The following is a 20,677-nucleotide window of genomic DNA, read 5'->3' as shown; positions in this document are numbered from 1 at the left end:
AGCCTGCCGGAATGGGTGGCGGGTCAGCCCATTAGATCACGACGTTGACAATGCGTTTGGGCACCACCACCACTTTTTTGGGCGTTTTGCCCTCGAGCCACTTCTGCACCACCTCATCGGCCAATACCGCCTGTTCGATGGCTGTGGGGGCCTGGTCGAGCCCAAAGCTCAGCGTAGTCCGTACCTTCCCGTTGATCTGGATGGGGTAATCGAAGGTGTCTTCGACCAGGTAGTTGGGGTTGAACACGGGGAAGGTGGCGAACGATACCGAACCCGCTTCGTTGCCGAGGGCGGTCCACAGTTCTTCGGCGATGTGGGGTGCATAGGGCGACAGCAGCAGCACCAGTTCCTGCAATACCGCGCGTTTGTGGCAGTTCAGCGTAGTCAACTCATTGACGCACACCATAAAGGCCGATACGGAGGTGTTGAACGAGTAGGTTTCAACGTCGTTTTCAACTTTCTGAATGGTTTTGTGCAGCACCTTCAGCTCGGCGGGCGTAGGCGACTCGTCGGTAACGATCCACTGGCTGTCGCCGGTGGCGCTGTCTTTGTAGAACAGCCGCCAGAATTTCCGGATGAAGCGATACACGCCGTCAATGCCGTTGGTGTTCCAGGGCTTGGCCTGTTCGAGGGGGCCAAGGAACATTTCGTAAAGCCGCAGCACATCGGCCCCGTAGCGCTCCACGATATCATCGGGGTTCACCACGTTGAACTTCGACTTCGACATTTTCTCGACTTCGGCGCTCACTACAAACTTGCCGTCGGGCTCGGTGATGAACTGAGCGGGCAGGCCGTCGGGGCTGGTCGTCAGGTCGGGGCGGGCAGCCCGGAACGCGTCGACGTTGAGTACATCGTTATCGACGCTGTTGACATCGACATGGAGTGACGTCACGTCCTGATCGCCAAGCTGGTTGAGCGATACAAATACGGGCGCTACACCTTCGACGCCCGTACCCTTGAGCCGGTGGGCAAAGTTGCTGCGTCCCTGAATCATGCCCTGGTTGATGAGCTTTTTGAACGGCTCATCCTGCGGCACGTAGCCACGGTCGTAGAGGAATTTATTCCAGAAACGGCTGTAGAGCAGGTGGCCGGTGGCGTGTTCGGTGCCGCCCACATACAGATCCACGTTCTGCCAGTAGTCGATTGATTGTTTGGAGGCAAAGGCAGTTTCGTTCTGCGGGTCCATGTAGCGGTACCAGTACCACGACGAACCTGCCCAGCCGGGCATGGTGCTCAGCTCGTACTCGTACTGACCCTGATACTGCCAGCCTTCGGCGCGGCCCAGCGGGGGTTCGCCGGTTTCAGTGGGCAGGTATTTATCGACCTCGGGCAGTTCAAGCGGCAGGTCGCTTTCGTCGATCAGGTAGGGGAGTGGCTCGCCCGTGCTGTCGGGTTTGAAGTAGACCGGTACGGGCTCGCCCCAGTACCGCTGCCGGCTAAACACCGCGTCGCGCATCCGGAAATTGATCTTGCCCTTACCCAGACCTTTGGCCTCCAGAAACCCGATCAGTTTGGCGGTAGCTTCTTTATAGGTCAGGCCGTCGATGATGCCCGAATTGATGTAGTGCCCTTCTTTGGTGTTGTCGGCCTGCTGGTCGAGGCCCTGCTGCGCGTCGAGGACGGGAATGATGGGCAGTTCGAAGTGTTTGGCAAAACCGTAGTCGCGCTGGTCGCCCGAGGGTACGGCCATAACGGCACCCGTGCCATAGCCCGCCAGCACGTAATCGGCCAGGTAGATGGGGACGGGCTGATCGTTGACCGGATTCAGGGCGTAACTGCCCGTAAATACGCCCGATACGCCTTTGGTGTCGGCCATGCGGTCGCGCTCCGAGCGGAGTTTGGCGGCATTTACGTAGGCGTCGACAGCTGCGCGCTGGGCATTGGTGGTCAGCAACGATACCAGCTCGTGCTCGGGAGCCAGCACCAGAAACGTAACCCCGTAGATGGTGTCGACGCGGGTGGTGAAGACCTCGATGTAGTTTGCGGTTTTCGGTGTACTGGTTTCGGTGTCAGCCGCACCAACGGCCGATTCTAAACCCTGCACCGGAAACCGCACCGATGCACCGACCGATTTGCCGATCCAGTTGCGCTGCTGTTCCTTGATCGATTCGGTCCAGTCGATGGTGTCGAGGCCGGTCAGCAGGCGGTCGGCGTAGGCCGTGATGCGCATCATCCACTGCCGCATCCGCTTCTGCTCAACGGGATAGCCACCCCGCTCCGACACGCCGTCCTTTACTTCGTCGTTGGCCAGCACGGTGCCCAGTGCCGGGCACCAGTTCACGACCGCGTCGGCCAGAAACGTCAGCCGGTACTGGAGCGTAATGCGGTATTGTTCCTCGTCGCTCATGGCGTTCCAGTCGGCGGCCGTAAAGGCCGTTGCGTCGGCATCGCACACGGCGTCGACGCCTGCACTGCCGTGGCTGGCGAAGGCCGCCGTCAGCGTTTCGATGGGTTCGGCCCGGTCGGCAGCTTTGTTGTACCAGCTCCGGAACAGCTCCATAAAAATCCACTGTGTCCATTTGTAGTACGAGGGGTCGGAGGTGCGCAGCTCGCGGCCCGCCACCGGCCCGGTCCAGTCGTAGCTAAAGCCAATGTTTTTGAGTTGCTCGATATACCGTTTGATGTTGGTATCGGTCGTAACGGCCGGGTGCTGGCCAGTCTGGATGGCGTATTGCTCGGCGGGCAGGCCAAACGAGTCGAACCCCATGGGGTGCAGCACGTTATAGCCTTTGAGTCGTTTATAGCGCGAAACGATGTCCGACGCGATGTAGCCCAGCGGGTGGCCAACGTGGAGCCCCGCGCCCGACGGGTACGGAAACATATCGAGGGCGTAATATTTGGGTCGGGTACTGCTGGTGCTGGCGCGGAACGTCTGGTGCTCATCCCAGAATTGCTGCCACTTTTGTTCGGTCTCGCGGTGATTGTATTCGGCCATGTGTCTGGAAAACGGAACGGGTATCCGTTTTTTGCGTTGTTTTCCGATTGGTAGATCGGTGGTTTGCCTTCCCCTGGTGGGAATGAATTGCAAAAATAGCCCTTTACCGAGACTTTTGCCCATCAGGCTGCTAACAGGCCGTTGCCTGCCCACCCGTCCGAATGAACCGTTCTGCCCCCTTGTCATGGTCTGCCCGTACTGCCCGCCCGACCCACCCGCCCGGTCGATGGCGCTGGGGAGCCGTGCTGCTGGTGGCGGGGCTGGTCGCAGCCCTGGCCATCCCCCTGATCGGCGATTTCCGCCACCCCCTTTCCGACGGTACCGATACCGACCAGTATGAATATGTCGGCTACGTGTTCGGCAAAAACCTGCACCTGTGGCCCTGGCCGCAACTGACGCTTCACAACAACCAAACGTTTTATCCCTACGGCCTGACGCAGGTTTTTCTCGACTGGGGCTTCGAGCGCGACTACTGGTATGCACTCTGCTACCGCCTGCACGGCGGCCCCGGCCCGTATCTGCAGTGGTACTATCTCTACACGCTGATCGTATCGGCGGGGGGCACGGTGGCGCTGCTGCAAAGCCGGTTCGGGGTGGTGCGGGCAGGCCTGCTGGCCCTGGGCGTGTCGGTTATGAACGCCTACGCCGTCTGGAAATTTCCGGTGCACATGAACGTCTGCATCGACCACTGGACCGTGCTGTGTATGCTGGCCACCTTCCGGCTCCTGCTCGACGTGGCCGACCGCCGGCCGCTATCGCTTGTATTTGTGGGCGTCTGGGTGTGGCTGCACGTGCAGGTACTCAGTCAGGAGCTGGCCTACGTGGCGGGTTTCGCACTGACCTTCACCACGCTGGCACTGCCGGTGCTGGGCTGGGGACTCTGGCGCTGGTGGCACGATACGGAACTGATTCCGATTGCGGGTGTACCGGTAGCAACCAGCGCCGGCGCAACGGGCCCGTCCGCGCAGCTGGCCCAGTTGCGGGCGGGCCTCGCCGACCGGCGGCTGTGGCTGGTGGGGGGCGCCATCGGCCTGAGCCTGTGGCTTTACCTGCCCCTGACGATCCAGATTGCCACAACGGCCTGGTCGTTCGATTTTGCCGAGGTGCCCACGGCCCCACAATGGTCGCACCCGGCGCGGCTGGTTATTCCCTACCTGCCGGGGCTGCACACCTTCGACCGCGATTACGGGCCCTGGCTGCGCGATGTCTACGAAAGTTTCGGGCAGGGTAGCCCCGGGCTGGCGGTGCTGCTACTGGCCGGTTGGGGCTGGTGGCAGCACCGCCAGCGGGTGGCTGTCTGGTCACCGGTGGTGCTGATGCTGGTGCTGTGTCTGCTCTACCACCCGGTGCTGGTGCCGACGCTCAAAGTGTTTCCATGGTTTACCTACAACCGGCACGGCGGCCGGGCCTCGCTGGTGTATCCGGTGCTGCTGGGCGTGCTGGCGCTGGGTGTACGCCGGCCCCGCCACACGCTGGGTAGGGTAGGGCTGACGGCCCTGCTGGTGCTGCTGGTTAGCGAGTGGCAGACGGCCTACGGACTCCGGCGCATCGTGCCCGTATCGGTGGTATCGCCCGATGTCGTGCGCTTTTGTGCCGTGGTGCGGGCCCAGCCGGGCGAGGCCGTGCTCGACTTTCCGTTCTGCACCGTCGGGGCCGACGGGGTGGGTAAGAAACAGGGTCTTTGCCCTTATTACGATCAGAACGCAGTCTTTACCTTCCGGCGGTTTTATGACAAAAGCGGGGTAGGCCAGTATTTGGGGCGGCTGCATCCCGATCAGATTCAGCCGTTTCTGCGCGATGGGTGGCCGCGGCTGCTGACGCCCGGCCGCGTCTTCACCGAAACCGACTGGCAGTTTCTCGACCGGTTTCTTCGCCAGAACCGGTTTGCCGGCATCAACCTCTATCCCGACTACCTGACACCCGACCAGACCCGGCAGTTTTATCGACGCTACGGCCCCCCCATTGCCCAAACCCGTTTTCCCGTGGCCGGCCGAGTCGTGTTTATACCGCTGGGCGGCAAACCGCTGGGCGGCATTCCGCCCGCCGGCACCCCGCTGTGGCAGGAGCAGCCGGCAACCAATTGACCCGTTTTTTCGTAGATCCCCTATGCAACTCTTCATCTACCCAGCCCTGACCGATCAACTAACCGCGTTGCTGCGCCGTCAGCTTCCGGCTTCCGTTACGCCCATCTTTCGGAGCGACCTGCCCGATGCCGCCCAGCCCGATGCGCTCCGAACGGCCGACGCCCTGTTCGGTAATCCACCGGTTAGCTGGCTGACCGGACTAACCGACAAACTGGCGTTCTGGCAGCTCGACTCGGCCGGGTTCGATAAATACCGGGGGGTGCAGACACGGGCGAAGGTGGCCAACATGGGCGATTATTTTGCCTGGCCCTGCGCCGAAACCATGATTGCCGGCATTATGGCCTTCTACCGCCGGATTCCGGAGCTGGCCGTACTACAGAGCCGTAGCGAGTGGGTCGGGGCGCCCATGCGACAGCGTACCGATCTGCTGCGCCACAAACGCGTCATCATTCTCGGTACGGGCACCATCGGACGCGCCGTGCGGCAGATGCTGACGGGTTTCGACTGCCGCGTGACGATGCTGGCCCGCACCGATGCGCAGGCCGATATCCACTCGGTCGATGAACTGAGGGCGGCTCTGCCCGAAACCGATCTGGTCATCAACTGCCTGCCCGGTACGGCTACCGGCTTTGTTTCGGCCGAGGTGATCGGGGCCATGCCGGCTCGTTGTCTTTACGCCAACGTGGGCCGGGGCAGCACCACCGACGAAGCGGCCCTGATCGACGCGCTGCAGGCTGGCCGGCTGGCGGGGGCTGTGCTCGATGTTACCGACACTGAACCGCTGCCCGCCGATAGTCCGCTGTGGGCGCTGCCCAACGTGCTGCTGACCCAGCATACCGGGGGAGGTCAGCCCGACGAAGATCAGGGTAAGGTGGAGCAACTGCTGCGCAACCTGCACCGGCTGGAGCGGGGCGAACCGGTCGAAAATGAGGTCGGGCTGGGGCGCGGCTACTAGGCCCGGGCTGGTCCAAATAAAGCCATAGACGACGCAGAGCGGCTTTTTCAACTTTTTTGCGTATATTTAGGGAGTCGAACAACGGGCCTGAGCGGCCACCGTTCGGCCACCAGTTTCCATTGATAGTATTGTGTAGTCTTTCATGATGAACGAAGAAAATCTGGACCCGATGGATGAATCAGTCGACCCGACCGGCGACCTTACGCCTGCCGATGCTGCGGCCGATTCGCCCGATGCCAGCGGGGCCGATGACCAGCCAATCAATCCACCTACCGAACTCCTCCACGACCAGACGGTGGTGTCGGGGTTATACGAAAATTACTTTCTCGACTACGCGTCCTACGTGATTCTGGAACGGGCCGTGCCCGCCGTGGAGGATGGGCTGAAACCCGTTCAGCGCCGGATTCTGCACGCCCTGCGCGAGATGGACGATGGTCGTTTCAACAAGGTTGCCAACGTGATCGGGCAAACCATGCAGTATCACCCCCACGGTGATGCCTCCATCGGCGAAGCCCTGGTCAACATTGGCCAGAAAGAACTGCTCTTCGATACGCAGGGGAGCTGGGGCGACGTACGGACGGGCGACGGGGCCGCGGCTCCGCGCTACATCGAGGTGCGGCTCTCGAAGTTTGCCCACGACACGGTTTACAACGACAAAACCACCGAATGGCAGCTATCGTACGATGGCCGCAAGCGCGAGCCCGTCACGCTGCCCGTCAAGTTTCCGCTCCTGCTGGCGCAGGGCGTCGAAGGTATCGCGGTCGGGCTGTCGACCAAGATTCTGCCCCACAACTTCAACGAGCTGATCGAAGCCTCGATCCAGATTCTGAAAGACAAACCCGTGACGCTCTTTCCCGATTTCCAGACGGGGGGGCTTATCGATGTGAGCAATTACAACGATGGTCACCGGGGCGGCAAAGTGCGGGTGCGGGCCCGGATCGAGGAGGTCGACAAGAAAACGCTGGCCATTCGCGATGTGCCCTATGGCGTGACGACTTCACAGCTCATCGACTCGATTGTGAAAGCGGCCGAGCTGGGTAAAATCCGGATCAAGGCCCCCAGCCGCAACGTGGCCGCCGTGGTCGACAATACGGCCAGAGACGTGGAGGTGCTGGTGCACCTGCAGCCCGGCGTGTCGCCCGATGTATCGATCGACGCGCTCTACGCCTTCACCGACTGTGAGGTCAGCATCTCGCCCAATGCCTGCGTCATTATCGGCGACAAGCCCCATTTCGTGAGTGTGAGCGACATTCTGCGGGTCAATACCCACCAGACGGTGCAGCTGCTGCAACGCGAACTCGAAATCCGGCGTAGTGAACTGATGGAACGGCTGCTCTACAGCTCGCTCGAAAAGATTTTTATCGAAAACCGGATTTACCGCAAAATCGAGGAGTGCGAAACGTTTGAAGCCGTACTGGCCACCATCGACAAAGCGCTCAAGCCGTTCAGGAAACAGTTTTACCGGGAGATTACCGAAGACGACCTGATCCGACTGACCGAGATCAAGATCAAGCGGATTTCGAAGTACGATGGGTTCAAGGCCGATGAGCTGATGCGCCGGCTGGAGCAGGAACTGGCTGAGACGGAAGACAACCTGGCCAATATTACCCGCTTTGCGATCAACTACTTCAAAGACCTGCAGAAAAAGTATGGCAAGGGGCGCGAACGCAAAACGGAGATTCGGGCGTTCAACACGATTGCTGCCAACGTGGTGGCTGCGGCCAACCAGAAACTTTACGTCGACCGCGAAAACGGCTTTATCGGCTACGGCCTCAAGAAAGACGAATACGTAAGCGACTGCTCCGACATCGACGATGTGATTGTGTTCCGGCGCGATGGCAAATGTCTGGTCACCAAAATACAGGAGAAGGTGTTTGTGGGAAAGGATATTCTGTATGTGTCGGTCTTTAAGAAAAACGACGAACGGAAAATCTACAACCTGATCTACCTCGATGGGAAGTCGGGAATTTCGATGGCCAAGCGTTTTCCCGTAACGGCCGTTACCCGCGACCGCGAATATGACCTGACCATGGGCAACCCGAAGTCAAAAATTACGTACTTTAGTGCGAATGACAACGGTGAAGCGGAGGTCATTACGGTGAATCTGACCGCCCAGAGTTCGGCCAAGATCAAGCAGTTCGACTATGATTTTGCCAGCGTGGGTATCAAAAACCGGGCGGCCCAGGGCAACATCCTGACCAAGTACCCGGTCCGGAAGCTGACCCAGAAAACGGGGGGCGTGTCGACCCTGGGGGGCGTCGATATCTGGTACGATGAGCATATGGGCCGGCTCAACCGTGACGAGCGTGGCCGGCTGCTGGGCAATTTCGAGGCTAAAGACAGTATTCTGGTTGTCTACAAAGACGGGCAGTACGAGCTGACCAGCTTCGACCTCACCAACCGCTACGAGCCCGGCGATATTGCGTCGCTCACCAAATTCGACCCCGAAACCGTTGTATCGTCGGTGTACTACGAAGCGAATCAGAAAGCGTGGTACGTAAAACGGTTCAAGGTAGAGACGACCTCGCTCGATAAGAAATTCAGCTTTATCGGCGACAGCAAGGGCTCGAAAAACCTGGCCGTAACCACCGATCGCTTCCCGCGCATCGAGCTGATCTATCAGGTGAAAGAGCGCGGACCGGTCGAGAAGATGATACTGGAGCCCGAGGGCTTCATCGAAGTCCGGGGCTGGAAAGCACTGGGGAACAAATTGCCCTTTGCCCGGATTAAAGAAGTGAAGTTGCTGGAGCCCAGGGTGGTGCGTGATACTCCGCCCGAGGTAATGGCCACCCTGCTGGATACGATCGAAACCGACAGCAGTGCGTCCGACCAGAAAGAACCCCAGCAGCTGGGATTGTTTTCGTAACATCGCAGAACGACGCCGGCCAGCATCCGGCTTCTGCCTCGACAAACCGACCGCATGAATACAACGTTTGCCACCGATTACACCGATGAGATGCCTCACACCGAGGGTACGTGGGTGCGCGTGGTCAAACGGACGGTGAAAGGGCTGGTCGTGCTGTCGTTTACGGGCGTCGTACTGATTCTGGTGAGCAACTGGTGGGTCGTCTACAATACGCGGCATCAGACGTATTTTGACATTCACCAGTTGCCGGCCAACGATGTAGGGCTGGTGCTGGGTACCAGCAAGTTTGTTCGATCGGGGAAGGAAAACCTGTTTTTCCGGTACCGCATGGAAGCCTCGGCGCGGCTCTGGAAAGAAGGCAAGGTGAAATACCTGGTGCTGAGCGGCAACAACGATTCTGAATACTACAACGAGCCCGCCGATATGCAGCGGGCACTGGTGCGGCTGGGTGTACCGGCATCGGTCATGACCCTCGACTATGCCGGCTACCGAACCTTCGATTCGGTGGTGCGCTGCAAGGAGGTGTTCAACCAAGAGAAGATCACGATTATCTCCCAGAATTTTCACAACACCCGGGCGCTGTTTATCGGCAACCACGAGGGCATCGAAGCCATTGCCTTTGCCGCCCAGGATGTGCCCGACGGCTATTCGTTCCGGACGCTGGTCCGCGAATACCTGGCCCGGCCCTACGCGCTCCTCGACGTGTATCTGCTCCGTCCTACGGTCGAAACAAGCAACTGGCAGCGTAAATAAGCCACTACGCCTAACTCTTTGAAAGCGCCGGCGTTATGACTGGTAAAGCGCTGTTTGTTTATTAGACGGTAGTTTTTTGGGTGTGTTGATGTACTGAACGGGTATTGTCTACCGTTTACTCAACAAATCGACCAAGTAAACTACCCTATGAAAACTACGTATTCGCTACTGTCGTCACTGCTTGTACTGGGCGCGCTTACCGGCTGTCAGTCGGCCGACGAAACCGGCGTACAGACGCCCGCTCCGGTTGCATCTTCGGTTTATACCGATGTGGCTGGTGGGAGCACCACCACGCCGGCCAGTACCGGTGGGGCCCGCCTGGCTACCACGGCGCAGCAACAGGAACTACTTACCTACCTGAACCAGGCCCGATCGAAGCCCTGCCAGTGTGGTACCACGACCTATCCGGCCGTGCCGGCCCTGACGCTGAACGGGCTGCTCAACACGGCGTCGGAAGGGCATGCCGCCGACATGGCCGCTAACAATTACTTCAGCCACACCGGTCGCGACGGTTCGCAACCCTGGGATCGCATGACCCGGGCGGGCTACAGCTGGCGGGCCGCCGGCGAAAACATTGCGGCTGGCTATCCCACCGTGCGGGCGGTGGTCGACGGCTGGCTCAAATCGCCGGGGCACTGCAAAAACATCATGAGCGCTAATTTCAGGGAGGTTGGCGTTGGCTACACCTACAACAGCGCCAGTACGTACAAGCACTACTGGGTAACCGATTTCGGTACGGCGCGGTAGGTAGCGGGGCCATCCGGGCAACTGGTTCCCACCCGTAAATCTACCGGGGCGGGAACAGGGCCGGGGTGGCCCTTGTTAGTAGCGTCGATGAAACGACTTATCCTGATATTCGGCCTCCTGGCGGGGCTCCTGAGCGGTTGTGCCAGTGTACGGCAGCGATCCGAAATTCTGGAGCTGAACGATATTTTTCAGGTGCGGCCCAACCAGACGCTGTTTACCTACGACAGGGGTGGGCGGGTGCAGGAAAAACGGAATAGAACCCTGTCGAAGGCAGGGCTCTATGAGCGGAACGACACCCTCTTTGCCGAGTTTATTGCGGCATCGCTCCCCCCCGCCGATTACGACCCCGAAACTCTCGACCGCACCGATTCGGCAGCTATTCTGTTCGTGCATCACAACCCGGTGCTGAAGCGGATAAAGGAAGAAAGTCCCTGGTTCAACTACCAGCTCAAATCGTTCGATGTCGACCTGTTTACGGTGCCTTTCAAGTACCGGTTTCGGCAGGATGGCCATCCCGGTCAACTCAACACCAATCCGAACATCGGCGTGTATGTGGGCCTGCGGTACGACCGGGGTGGGTACCGAACGCTGTTCTTCCGTAAGGAGCGACGGTCGGAGATCCGGTCGTTCAGCTTCGGACTCGGCGGATTCGCCAGTGTTGGGTCGGCGCTGGTCAGTACATTTACGACGAACGGAGCCATCACCGACGAATACGAAGCCCTCGGCCTGAACTATGGTCTGGCCAGCATAGTAGGCTACAAAACGTTCACGGCGGGGCTGGCCCTGGGGTTCGAAAACCTGGCCAGTTCGGATAACCCACTTTGGATCTATCGAAACAAACCTTATCTGGGTGTAACGATCGGGCTGAACCTCAACTAGTAGCTCAGGACTAATAAGACTGGTTGTCGTACAGACGCCGGATCTTGTCGCGGGTGCGTTTGAGCCGCATCTTGACCGCGCTGTCTTTCAGGTTGAACTGCTCGGCGATTTCGCGGATATCGAGCCCTTCCTCATACTTGAGCCGCAGCATCCGGATCTCGTCGGGCGAAATCGTTCCCATCACCTGCGCCAGTTGTTGTAACTGCCCGTCAACGCCATCCGACTCGACGGGATCGGCAAACTCGTACTCCTGGTCGCTGTCGAGCGAAACAAGCGACGTCCGGTTGGCATGGCGCAGCTGGTCCATGCAGTAGTTGTAGGAGATCGAGTAGAGCCAGGTCGAAAAGGCCGAACGTTCTTTAAACGTGTTGAGGTTGCCGTAGACCCGCAAAAAAATGTCGTGGGTAAAATCTTCGGCCCGGGCAGAGTCTTTGGTCAGTGAAAGACACCGGCGATAAACCTTGCTGACGTACCGCTTATACAGCGTTTCGAAGTAGTTATTCTGTCGCGTCAGCACATACTCACGTATGAGTTCTTCGTCTTTCAGTTGATGATACATATTTCATGGGTTAAGCAAACAACGAATAGGATACAAGTGCCTGAAAATTAAGTATTATTACTGAAAATAATTACTTATTCTTAGGTTTAGGCAAATATGACAACTTTAGCGCGGTAAAGGTGAAAGAGGCTATGAATAAATTAGTAAAAACTTTGATATCAGCAATATAAGTATATTTTGTATAGAAGAGGTTACAAAAGTTGACGTACCTGATTGGTTGGGTAGCCTTCCTGAGCGTACGGTCAGCATGGGTTCCTGCTATGGGCAGCGTCGGGGCCAGTCGCTGGGGCCGGGCAGGCCGGAGCCGGGGGCAGCCGAAGGAGTTTTTGCCGTGTCGATCGGCTTTTTTTTGCGCGACACGGGTAATATTAATTTACCTTTGTCTGAGGCAGGATACTGAATCCCGGCGGGTAGAACCGTTTTAGCGATCAGGCCCTGTTGCTTACCCCACCGCAGGCGTCAGGCCAGAAGCCGACCGAACCGCTGGTCTCGCGTGTGGGTTATACAATTCATTAACAACGAGAAGGCGACGGGCTTTGCCGCCATTCTCCCGGAAATAACGAAGTGCTATGGTTCAGAATGACGAACTGATACGAATCATTGATTTACTGAATACCACCTACGAAGGCGAGGAGGCCTGGCATGGCCCGTCGGTTGTGGAAGCGCTGCGTGGGGTGACACCTGATCTGGCCGGACGCCGGATTGCTCCTAATACGCACAGCATTGCCGAGCTTGTTTTTCACATGACCAGCTGGCGCATTTTCTGCGTGAAGAAAATGCAGGGCGATGCCGATTTCGATATCCTGACGCCCGAAAAAAACTTTGGTGCCCTGCCCGATAAAATCGATGATTTTGAGTGGGAAGCGCTTGAAATGGAGCTTAGCCTCAGCCAGGAAGAACTGATCAACGAGCTCGACAAACGCGACGACGATGAGTTCCTGGAAGACATCGTGCCGGGCCGTGATTATACCTACTACGACATGCTCCACGGTATCATCAACCACGATATGTACCACACCGGTCAGGTGATGATTCTGAAGAAAGCGCTGACGTATATGAACGCCGGCTCGCGCTACGAAGACGAGGAGGATGAATACGGCAACCCCTTCGGCACCGGACAGGACCACGACGATTATTATTGATAACCCCATCAACGACGAGCCGACCGGTGCCCCACAGGGTGCCGGTCGGCTCGTTTATGTACGACCTTGACTTACTGGCTTGTCAAATCAGAACCCGATACCTACGGGTGGAACCAATTTGTGGAACAGGGACGCGCCGTCTGGGATGGCGTTCGGAACTACCAGGCCCGCAACAACCTCAATGCCATGAAGCAGGGCGATCAGGTCCTGTTTTACCATAGTGTAACGAAGCCCGGTGTAGTGGGTCTGGCCACCGTGGTACGCGAAGCCTATCCCGACCCGACCAGCCCCGACGATCTGCGCTGGGTGGTGGTCGAGCTGGAGCCGGTGATGCCCCTTGCCCGGCCCGTAACCCTGGCGCAGATCAAGGCCGAGCCGCTGCTGGCCAACATGGGGCTGATCAAACAGTCGCGGCTATCGGTGATGCCCGTGCGACCCGATGAGTTTGAACTGATTCTGAGCCTGGGCTAGTAACCGCTTTAACGGCCAACAGCCCCGGTCCGTGCGCATTGCACAGACCGGGGCTGTTTAGCTGAATCGTGTCGACAGCACTTATTGAGCCGCCGTGGATGATTTCAGATAGGCCGCCATCCGCTTGCGGAATTCGGTTACTTTAGGCAGTGACACCCGCTGGATATACGCTTCGTCGGGGTGGAGAGCGTAGTAGCCCTGGTGGTATACCTCGGCCGGGTAAAAGGCCTTGAAGGGCACCACCTGCGTCACGACCGGATCGCGGAAATAACCCGACGCATTGGCGCGTTTGATGGCAGCCTCGATGGCGGCTTTCTCGGCCGGGGTGCGGTAAAAGGCAATCGAGCGGTACTGCGAACCCACATCGGGACCCTCCTGGTTGGGGGTGGTGGGGTCGTGGCCGGCAAAGAAGCCGTCGAGCAGCACCCCAAAGGGCAGCACATTCGGGTCGTAATACACCTGAACCGATTCGGCGTGGCCGGTCTGGTCGGTGCCTACCTGCTCATAGGTGGGGTTCTCGAGCGTGCCGCCCGCGTAGCCCGAAACGACGGCCCGCACGCCCTTCAGCGATTGCAGCTCTTCCTGCAGACACCAGAAGCAGCCCCCGGCCAGCGTAGCGACGGCTTCGCCGGGCTGCAGGGTAGGCAGGGTAGCCGGGCGGGTATCCTTGGCCGTTTCAGTAGTCTTGGTTGTCGACGACGAGTTGCAGGCCATGAGCAGACCCGTCAGGACCAGGAGTAAATACAGTGAAATACGTTGCATGCCTCCTAAACGGTTTATAGCCGTGATCGGTTCGGCGGGAGAACTGGCGTGGCGGTGACCAAATGCGTATCTTTCGGGCGTAAACAAGGCTGTTTCGGCCGCTTTTGTCTATGTCACTGACAACTCTTGGATTAGCATTACCAACCGACCCTCGCTGGGTCGGCATTGCCGAAATGAACATCGGCGACATCCTGATCGACCACGCCTGGTGCGAGCAGAAAGCCGCTTCGTCGTGCATTTCGCTGATCGTGCAGTATGCCGATAAAGAAACCATCGTGTCGGTGCTGACGCCGATCGTGGCCGAGGAGTGGGGCCATTTTCACCGGGTGCTCGCCGAACTGCGGAAACGCAACATTCCGCTGGGGCGGCAGCGCAAAGATGAGTACGTCAATCAGCTGCGGAGTCGGCTGCGCCGGCCCATCGGCGACGCCCGCGAGCAACTGCTCGACAACCTGCTAATAAACGCCCTGATCGAAGCCCGGAGCTGCGAGCGGTTCAAGCTGTTGTCGGAGCACATCGGCGATGAGGGGCTGCGTAAGTTTTACCGCGAACTGATGATTTCCGAAGCGGGCCACTACCGCACCTTTATCGAACTGGCCGAAGCCTACCTGCCCGCCGAGCGGGTGCGGGCGCGCTGGAAAGAATTTCTGGCCGTAGAGGCCGATATCGTGGCGAATCTGGCCGTTCGCAGCGACCGGATGCACTGAGGGCTGTGTATCTTTACAGTCCGGTAGTGCCCCACACGCTGCCCGATTGCTCAATGACCTTTCTTCAACTGGCGGCCCAGCGCATCTTTACGCACCATCAGCCGGCCGATTCCGACCGGCCAATCGATCTGCGCGACGTATGGGTGATTCTGCCGACGCGCCGGGCGGTAACCGTTTTTCTGGACGAGCTGGCCCGCCACGCCGATAAGCCTTTTCTGGCCCCCCATACCCTGGCGGTCGATGATTTTATAACGCAGGGAGCGGGCGTGCAGCTGATCGACTCCGTCAACCTGTTGTTCGAGCTCTACGACGTGTTTCGGACAATCGATCCGGCCGTCGAGTTTGAACAGTTTGTCGGCTGGGCCTCGGTGTTGCTAACCGACTTCGACCGGATCGACCAGTACCTGATCGAGCCCGATCAGCTGTTTGAGAACCTCTCCGCCATCAAACGGCTCGAAGCCTGGAATCTGGAGCTGCCCAAAGGCGCCAGTCCGATCACCGAAACCAAAACGATCAGCCAGTACTTCCAGCTGTTCGAGAACCTGAAAACGGCTTACCATGCCCTTCGGGAGCGGTTGCAGGCGCAGGGACTTGCCTACCGGGGCATGGCCTACCGGCAGCTGGCCGAAACGGTAAAAACAACCATCCGCGACAATGCCGCTTACCAGCGCGTGTGGTTTGTGGGGTTCAACGCACTCAGTGCGGCCGAGGAACGCATTATTCAGGTGCTGACCAAAGCCGGCAAGGCCGAGCTGATCTGGGATTCGGATCGCTACTACATCGACGATCCGATGCAGGAAGCGGGTAATTTTCTGCGTCGGTACCGCGACGACCCGCTGCTGTTCTCGGAAACCAACCGGGCCGATCTGAACGAAGCCAACGCGCTGCTCAACGTGCCTAAAACCATTCGGGTGGTGGGGGTGCCCAATGCCAGTATGCAGGCTAAAGTGGCGGGTAAGCTTCACCAGGACTGGCTGGCCGCCGACCGACAGCCCGCTGATAGTCCTCAACCGGCCGGCAACCCGGCCACACCCGGCCAGCCCCTGCGTACCGCCATCGTACTGGCCGACGAAACGCTGCTGGTGCCGGTACTCTACGCCCTCGACGAAAAAGTAACCGACCTCAACATCACGATGGGCCTCTCGCTGCGCCACTCGCTGCTGTTTACCCTGGTCGATACGCTGTTTGAAATGCAGCGCACGGTCCATGAATTCCGGACCCGCGACGGCCGCGACCTGCGCATCCCGAAGTTTCACCACCGCCACATCGTGAAACTGCTGAATCACCCGTTTGTAAAGCAGTACGAGCGGATTCACAATTGCCAGTGGCCGGGCGGCCTCTCGGAATCGGGTGAGGTGCTGCCCGCCGAGCCGCTGTTTCAGTGGATGGCCAGGAACATCGTGAAAGACCAGCGGGTGTACATGACCGAGCGCGAACTGATCGAGCTGGGGCAGGACGATGCCCTGGTGCGGGTGCTGTTCCGGCGCTGGCGTGCCGACAGCCCGATACAGGCTATCCAGTCGTTCTACGACCTGATCGACCTGCTGCGCGAGGTGTACCGGACGGGTCAGGATGCCATCGAGATCGAGTACCTCTACCTGTTCCATACGCTGCTCCGGCAGCTCGAAACTACCCTGCAGCGGCAGGCCGCAGCCAACCTCGGCGTGCCCGTCACGGTGCGCAGTTTTCGGCATTTTCTATACGAACTGATCCGGCAGACGAGCATTCCGTTTACGAGTGAAGGCGATCGGTCGCTGCAGCTGATGGGGATGCTGGAAACACGGGCGCTCGATTTCGACCGCGTAATCGTGCTGTCGGTCAACGAGGGGGTGCTGCCGCAGGCGCGAAAGCTGAACTCGCTGATTCCGTTCGATATCGCCAGCAAGCTGGGTATGCCGACGTATCGGGAGCAGGAAGCCGTGATGGCCTACCACTTCTACCGCCTGCTGCAACGGGCCAGCGATGTCGTGCTCATTCATACGACCTCGCCCGATGCCTATGGCAGCAGTAAAGGCGAAGCCAGCCGGTTTGTGCGTCAGATCGAACACGAACTGGTGCCGAAGGCCCGCAACACCATCACCCTGAGCTGGCCACAGGTGCGCTTTGGTCGGGAGCGCGACCTGCTGGCCGACGACCCTGCCGAACCAACCGTACCCAAAACGCCGGCCCTGATCGACGAACTGCGCAGCATGCTGTCGACACGGGGCCTGTATCCGTCGCAGCTCAACCAGTTCATCAGCTGCTCCATGCGCTTTTATTTCAGCCGGCTGGTGCGGATTGCCGAAGACGACGACATTGAGGAGCGGATGGGTGCGGCCGAGTTTGGCGACTGGCTGCACAAGGTGCTCGAACGGCTCGACCTGGAGTATCGGCTGCAGAACAAAACGTTTGAGGAAGCCGATGTCCGGCGACTGCTCGACGAGGAGTTCTCGAACAGTATGAAGGGCCGCGTGGTGGAGTCGGGTATGAACCTGCTGCTGTATGATCTGGCCAAACAGCTGATGCTCGATTTTCAGCGACAGCAGAGCCAGCTCACCGACCTGACCGTGCTGGGTACCGAGCAAACGCTCTCGACCCGGCTCGATGTGTCGATGATCAAGGGACAGCCCGACCTGCAGGTGCGGATTGCCGGCAAAATCGACCGCATCGAACGCTATGGCCACCGCATCCGGATTGTCGACTACAAGACCGGTGCCGTCGATGTGAAAAAGAAAACAGGCGACCTGCCGACCTTGCTGAAGGAAAACGGGCAGGAAGACAAAATCAGGCAGTTGTGGCTGTATCGCTACCTGGCCCTGAAAACGATTGCCGAAAAGGGCGGACTACCCCTCGACAAAGGGGGGCGTACCATCTATCCGGCCGCCGGGATGCCCGTCGAAGCGGGCTTCTACTCGTTTCGCGATGTCAACGGCGGCTTTAAATCGAACCCGGTCAACTTCAGCGCTGAAGACAACCCCGCCGATTACATTACGCAGTCGGAAGAACTGCTGCGCGACATGGTACGGGCCATGCTGGACCCTGATGTACCATTCCAGCGCACCACCCAGCTATCGACCTGTGAATACTGCGACTTCCGGGCTATCTGCGACCGCTAGCTCAGTGGGTCGAGGGCCATGTCGGCAAGCGGCAGACCCAGGTAGTCGGCCAGTACCGCCACAATCACACTGTGGTCGTCGCGCTGGGGCAGGCCCGAGATGGTAATGGTTCCGACCAGGCCCGAACCGCGCAGCCGGATCGGGAACGAACCCCCGTGCGGAGCATAGTCGCGCGCGGGCAGACCGGCCTTGTCGGTCAGCGTAGTCTGCTGGTGGCGCAGGTGCAGCCCCACGGCATACGAACTGCGGTGATAATGCTCGACTACGTTGACCTTGCGCCGAATCCAGTCGCCGTTGTCGGGGGTAGTGCCGGGCATGGCGTAGAAAAAAAGCGGCTGCCCGGCCAGCTGAATGGCAATGGCCACGGCCTGGCCCCGCGCTTCAACGGCGGCCTTGAGCCGGCAGCCCAGCTCCCAGGCGGTATGGGCCGTGAAATGGTCGAACTGCAGGGCCTCTTCCTGCCGCGCCAGGCGGGCAATATCGTCGGCCAGGGTGGGGTTTGTTTCCATGGTCTAAAGGTACGCAACGGCTGCATACCACAAGGCCGGCCTCACAACCGCGCCCGTAAACGGGCAACGGCTTCTTCATACGACGCCCCGATCGGAATCAGGTGGCTGGCCGCAATGGTCATATCCTGCCGGCCCAGCCGCGTTATTTTATCGACCGCAACACCAAAGGAGCGGTGAACCCGCACGAAGCGATCGGGCGGGAGCTGCTGCATCAGGTCGGCGAGGGTCTGGCGGGTCAGGAGCCGGCGGGTGGGCAGCACCAGCGTCAGGTAATTACCGTCGGCCTCGATATACAGTAACTCGTCGAAACAAACCTTTTCGTCGTCGAAGCCCGTCCGCACAAACAGGTGGTCGGGGGCGTTGCCGATCCGAAAGGCGTGCAGGTCGAAGGCTTTGGTGCAGGCTTTCAGAAACCGGGCGGGCGAGAACGGTTTGAGTAGGTAATCGACCGCGTCGAGCTCGAAACCCTGCACCGCGTACTCGGCATAGGCCGTCGTGAATACCACGAGCGGAGGGCGCGCCAGACAATGCAGCAGCTCGATACCCGAAATGTCGGGCATCTGGATATCGAGAAACAGCAGATCGACGGGATTCGACTGGAGCCACGCAATGCCTTCGTAGGCATCGGTGAAGCGGGCTTTCAGGTCCAGAAACGGCACTTTAGCCGCGTGCAGGCCGATAATGTCGAGCGCGTGGGGCTCGTCGTCGATGGCCAGTGCCGTGAGGGCCATCGCCATCAGTCCAGTTTGGTCCACCGATCCCGTCCGAACGCGAGCAGGCTGGTTGCCGCCCCCCGGCTATCGACCGTAAACGTAAACGGCGCGCCGGTTTCACGCATGAAAAACTGGTGGGTGGCCTCCGGGAGCAGCACGAAGGTCGCGTTATCCCAGCTTTGCCGAACCTGCAGGCCGCCGTCGACGGCGGTTATGGTCAGCGTGGGCTTACGGTCGCCCAGTCCGGCATAGGTCCCGGTGAGTGAGGTCAGCTGCCCGGCCGAGAGCGGCATAACGGTTTTACGAACGGGCTGGTAGGCGGGCCAGTGGTAGGTGTGAGCGATGCTCCGAAAAATCTCGTTGACCAGATCCATGCCGGCGTCGGAATTGGTCATCACAACGGCGCCCTGCCCGCTGGGCGTAAAGGCGTAGAGCAGGCAGCGGTAGCCCACGTTGCCACCGCTGTGGCCAAATGCCCCCTGGGTGGTATCCAGGCCGGGGCCCAGTCCCTGATCGCCCACCTGCGGGGTCATCATGGTCCGGGTCGTTGCCGACGACAGCACCCGGTTCGACCGGTTGTTGTAGGCCTGTTGCACTTCGATCAGGTAGCGGGCCAGATCGGAGGGGGTTGTCCAGAGGCCGGCGGCCGCCTGCTCGGGGTGGGTGCGCCAGTTGCCGGCAATGGGGCGGCCGTTAGCGAAATGGCCGATGGCCGCATTGGCCGTGAGGCTGGTGGGCAGTGGCTGCTCGAAGGTCGAGTGGGTCATGCCCAGCGGGGCCAGTACCGTTTGCTGCATGAAGGTCGCCAGCGGCTGGCCGGTGACGTCTTCGAGGGCTTGCTGCAGCAGCACATAGCCCCCGCCCGAATACGACCACCGCAGGCCGGGCATGGTATCCGACACCACAGCGGGGGAGTTGGCGGGTGGCTGGCCCGTCAAAATCTGCACCAGCGTCGGTACGGGCCGGCCCGCCTGGTAGCCGCTAAAGCCGTGCACGGTGAGCCCGGCCGAGTGCGACAGCAGGCCCCGCAGCGTAATGGGTCGGGCGGCCGTAAACGGCGACGAAGGCACCTGCCAGCTTGTCAGGTACCGGTTTATGGCGGTGTCGAGGTGCAGTTTGCCCTGCTCCACCAGTTTCAGTGCGCCCATTGCCGAGATTGGTTTGCTGATCGACGCGGCCTGAAACAGCGTTTGTGCGTTGGCCGGGCGGGTGCTGTCGCTGCTCAGAAAACCGTAGGCGCGGGCCCATTCGACCTGCCCGTTGTTGACCAGCGCAATGCTTACCGCCGGAACCCGGAAGTGGCGCATCCGGTCGGCCAGTGCGTAATGCTGGTCGGGTTGCCCCGCCAGCTGAACGGCCGGCATCAGGCCTGTTTCGACCTGACGGATGCGCTGGGTAACGGCGGGCGCAACCGGCTGGCTAAAGGCGAGCGGCAGTAACCAGAGCAGCAGCAGCGCAGTAAAGAGAATAGGTCGCATGACGTAGCGGAGGAGTGGCTGG

16 protein-coding genes are annotated in these 20,677 nt (G+C 59.7%); 10 read left to right on the top strand and 6 right to left on the bottom strand.

The features are described 5' to 3' along the window. Nucleotides 1-31: 31 nt before the first annotated feature. Nucleotides 32-2,935 (bottom strand): leucine--tRNA ligase, encoded by a 2,904-nt coding sequence (gene leuS / locus ACYVAC_RS12310; protein ID WP_461097984.1) that lies wholly within the window; start codon nucleotides 2,933-2,935, stop codon nucleotides 32-34. A gap of 161 nt (nucleotides 2,936-3,096) precedes the next feature. Here leuS and ACYVAC_RS12305 point away from each other — a divergent pair, with 161 nt between their 5' ends. From ACYVAC_RS12305 to ACYVAC_RS12280, 6 genes are all read left to right on the top strand, one after another. Then, nucleotides 3,097-5,019, top strand: coding sequence for a hypothetical protein (locus tag ACYVAC_RS12305; protein ID WP_461097983.1), 1,923 nt, complete (start codon nucleotides 3,097-3,099; stop codon nucleotides 5,017-5,019). A 22-nt stretch (nucleotides 5,020-5,041) separates the two neighbouring features. Beyond that, nucleotides 5,042-5,974: a D-2-hydroxyacid dehydrogenase gene (locus ACYVAC_RS12300; protein WP_461097982.1), complete on the top strand. Its 933-nt coding sequence runs from the start codon at nucleotides 5,042-5,044 to the stop codon at nucleotides 5,972-5,974. Nucleotides 5,975-6,119: 145 nt separating this feature from the next. Then, complete coding sequence (locus ACYVAC_RS12295) at nucleotides 6,120-8,840, top strand: DNA gyrase/topoisomerase IV subunit A (RefSeq protein WP_461098226.1); 2,721 nt, start codon at nucleotides 6,120-6,122, stop codon at nucleotides 8,838-8,840. A 54-nt stretch (nucleotides 8,841-8,894) separates the two neighbouring features. Next, nucleotides 8,895-9,593, top strand: coding sequence for a SanA/YdcF family protein (locus ACYVAC_RS12290; protein ID WP_461097981.1), 699 nt, complete (start codon nucleotides 8,895-8,897; stop codon nucleotides 9,591-9,593). Between the two features lie 147 nt (nucleotides 9,594-9,740). Then, nucleotides 9,741-10,340, top strand: a complete 600-nt coding sequence (locus ACYVAC_RS12285; protein ID WP_461097980.1) for a CAP domain-containing protein — start codon at nucleotides 9,741-9,743, stop codon at nucleotides 10,338-10,340. A gap of 87 nt (nucleotides 10,341-10,427) precedes the next feature. Further along, nucleotides 10,428-11,219, top strand: coding sequence for a hypothetical protein (locus ACYVAC_RS12280; RefSeq protein ID WP_461097979.1), 792 nt, complete (start codon nucleotides 10,428-10,430; stop codon nucleotides 11,217-11,219). 10 nt (nucleotides 11,220-11,229) lie between these two features. On the opposite strand, the gene ACYVAC_RS12275 is transcribed toward ACYVAC_RS12280, so the two are convergent. Continuing rightward, a complete protein-coding gene (locus ACYVAC_RS12275; RefSeq protein ID WP_461097978.1) occupies nucleotides 11,230-11,778 on the bottom strand; it encodes an RNA polymerase sigma factor in 549 nt (182 codons plus the stop codon). A 569-nt stretch (nucleotides 11,779-12,347) separates the two neighbouring features. Here ACYVAC_RS12275 and ACYVAC_RS12270 point away from each other — a divergent pair. Together ACYVAC_RS12270 and ACYVAC_RS12265 are read left to right on the top strand one after the other, a co-directional pair. Then, entirely contained in the window at nucleotides 12,348-12,920 is a 573-nt protein-coding gene (locus ACYVAC_RS12270) for a DinB family protein (RefSeq protein WP_461097977.1), read from the top strand. Between the two features lie 66 nt (nucleotides 12,921-12,986). Then, a complete protein-coding gene (locus ACYVAC_RS12265) occupies nucleotides 12,987-13,391 on the top strand; it encodes an EVE domain-containing protein (protein WP_461097976.1) in 405 nt (134 codons plus the stop codon). Between the two features lie 81 nt (nucleotides 13,392-13,472). Here the strand turns inward: ACYVAC_RS12265 and msrA are convergent, their stop codons facing one another. Then, entirely contained in the window at nucleotides 13,473-14,153 is a 681-nt protein-coding gene (msrA, locus tag ACYVAC_RS12260) for a peptide-methionine (S)-S-oxide reductase MsrA (RefSeq protein WP_461097975.1), read from the bottom strand. A gap of 110 nt (nucleotides 14,154-14,263) precedes the next feature. Here msrA and ACYVAC_RS12255 point away from each other — a divergent pair, with 110 nt between their 5' ends. Next, nucleotides 14,264-14,860, top strand: coding sequence for a MiaE family protein (locus ACYVAC_RS12255; RefSeq protein WP_461097974.1), 597 nt, complete (start codon nucleotides 14,264-14,266; stop codon nucleotides 14,858-14,860). 53 nt (nucleotides 14,861-14,913) lie between these two features. After that, nucleotides 14,914-17,955: a PD-(D/E)XK nuclease family protein gene (locus ACYVAC_RS12250; protein ID WP_461097973.1), complete on the top strand. Its 3,042-nt coding sequence runs from the start codon at nucleotides 14,914-14,916 to the stop codon at nucleotides 17,953-17,955. Here the strand turns inward: ACYVAC_RS12250 and ACYVAC_RS12245 are convergent. From ACYVAC_RS12245 to ACYVAC_RS12235, 3 genes are read right to left on the bottom strand one after another with little or no spacing between them, the layout of a single operon-like run. Beyond that, nucleotides 17,952-18,464 (bottom strand): heme-degrading domain-containing protein, encoded by a 513-nt coding sequence (locus tag ACYVAC_RS12245; RefSeq protein ID WP_461097972.1) that lies wholly within the window; start codon nucleotides 18,462-18,464, stop codon nucleotides 17,952-17,954. The genes ACYVAC_RS12250 and ACYVAC_RS12245 overlap by 4 nt on opposite strands. Nucleotides 18,465-18,505: 41 nt before the next feature. Then, on the bottom strand, nucleotides 18,506-19,195 hold the full coding sequence (locus ACYVAC_RS12240) for a LytR/AlgR family response regulator transcription factor (protein WP_461098225.1): 690 nt from the start codon (nucleotides 19,193-19,195) through the stop codon (nucleotides 18,506-18,508). Nucleotides 19,196-19,200: 5 nt separating this feature from the next. After that, the gene (locus ACYVAC_RS12235; protein ID WP_461097971.1) at nucleotides 19,201-20,655 is read right to left on the bottom strand and encodes a serine hydrolase domain-containing protein; all 1,455 of its coding nucleotides are present in this window, start codon (nucleotides 20,653-20,655) and stop codon (nucleotides 19,201-19,203) included. Nucleotides 20,656-20,677: the final 22 nt, after the last annotated feature.

The sequence above is a fragment of the Spirosoma luteolum genome (genome assembly GCF_054778875.1).
Note: the sequence above shows the minus strand (reverse complement) of the source record. Positions and strands in the feature narration are given on the sequence as shown.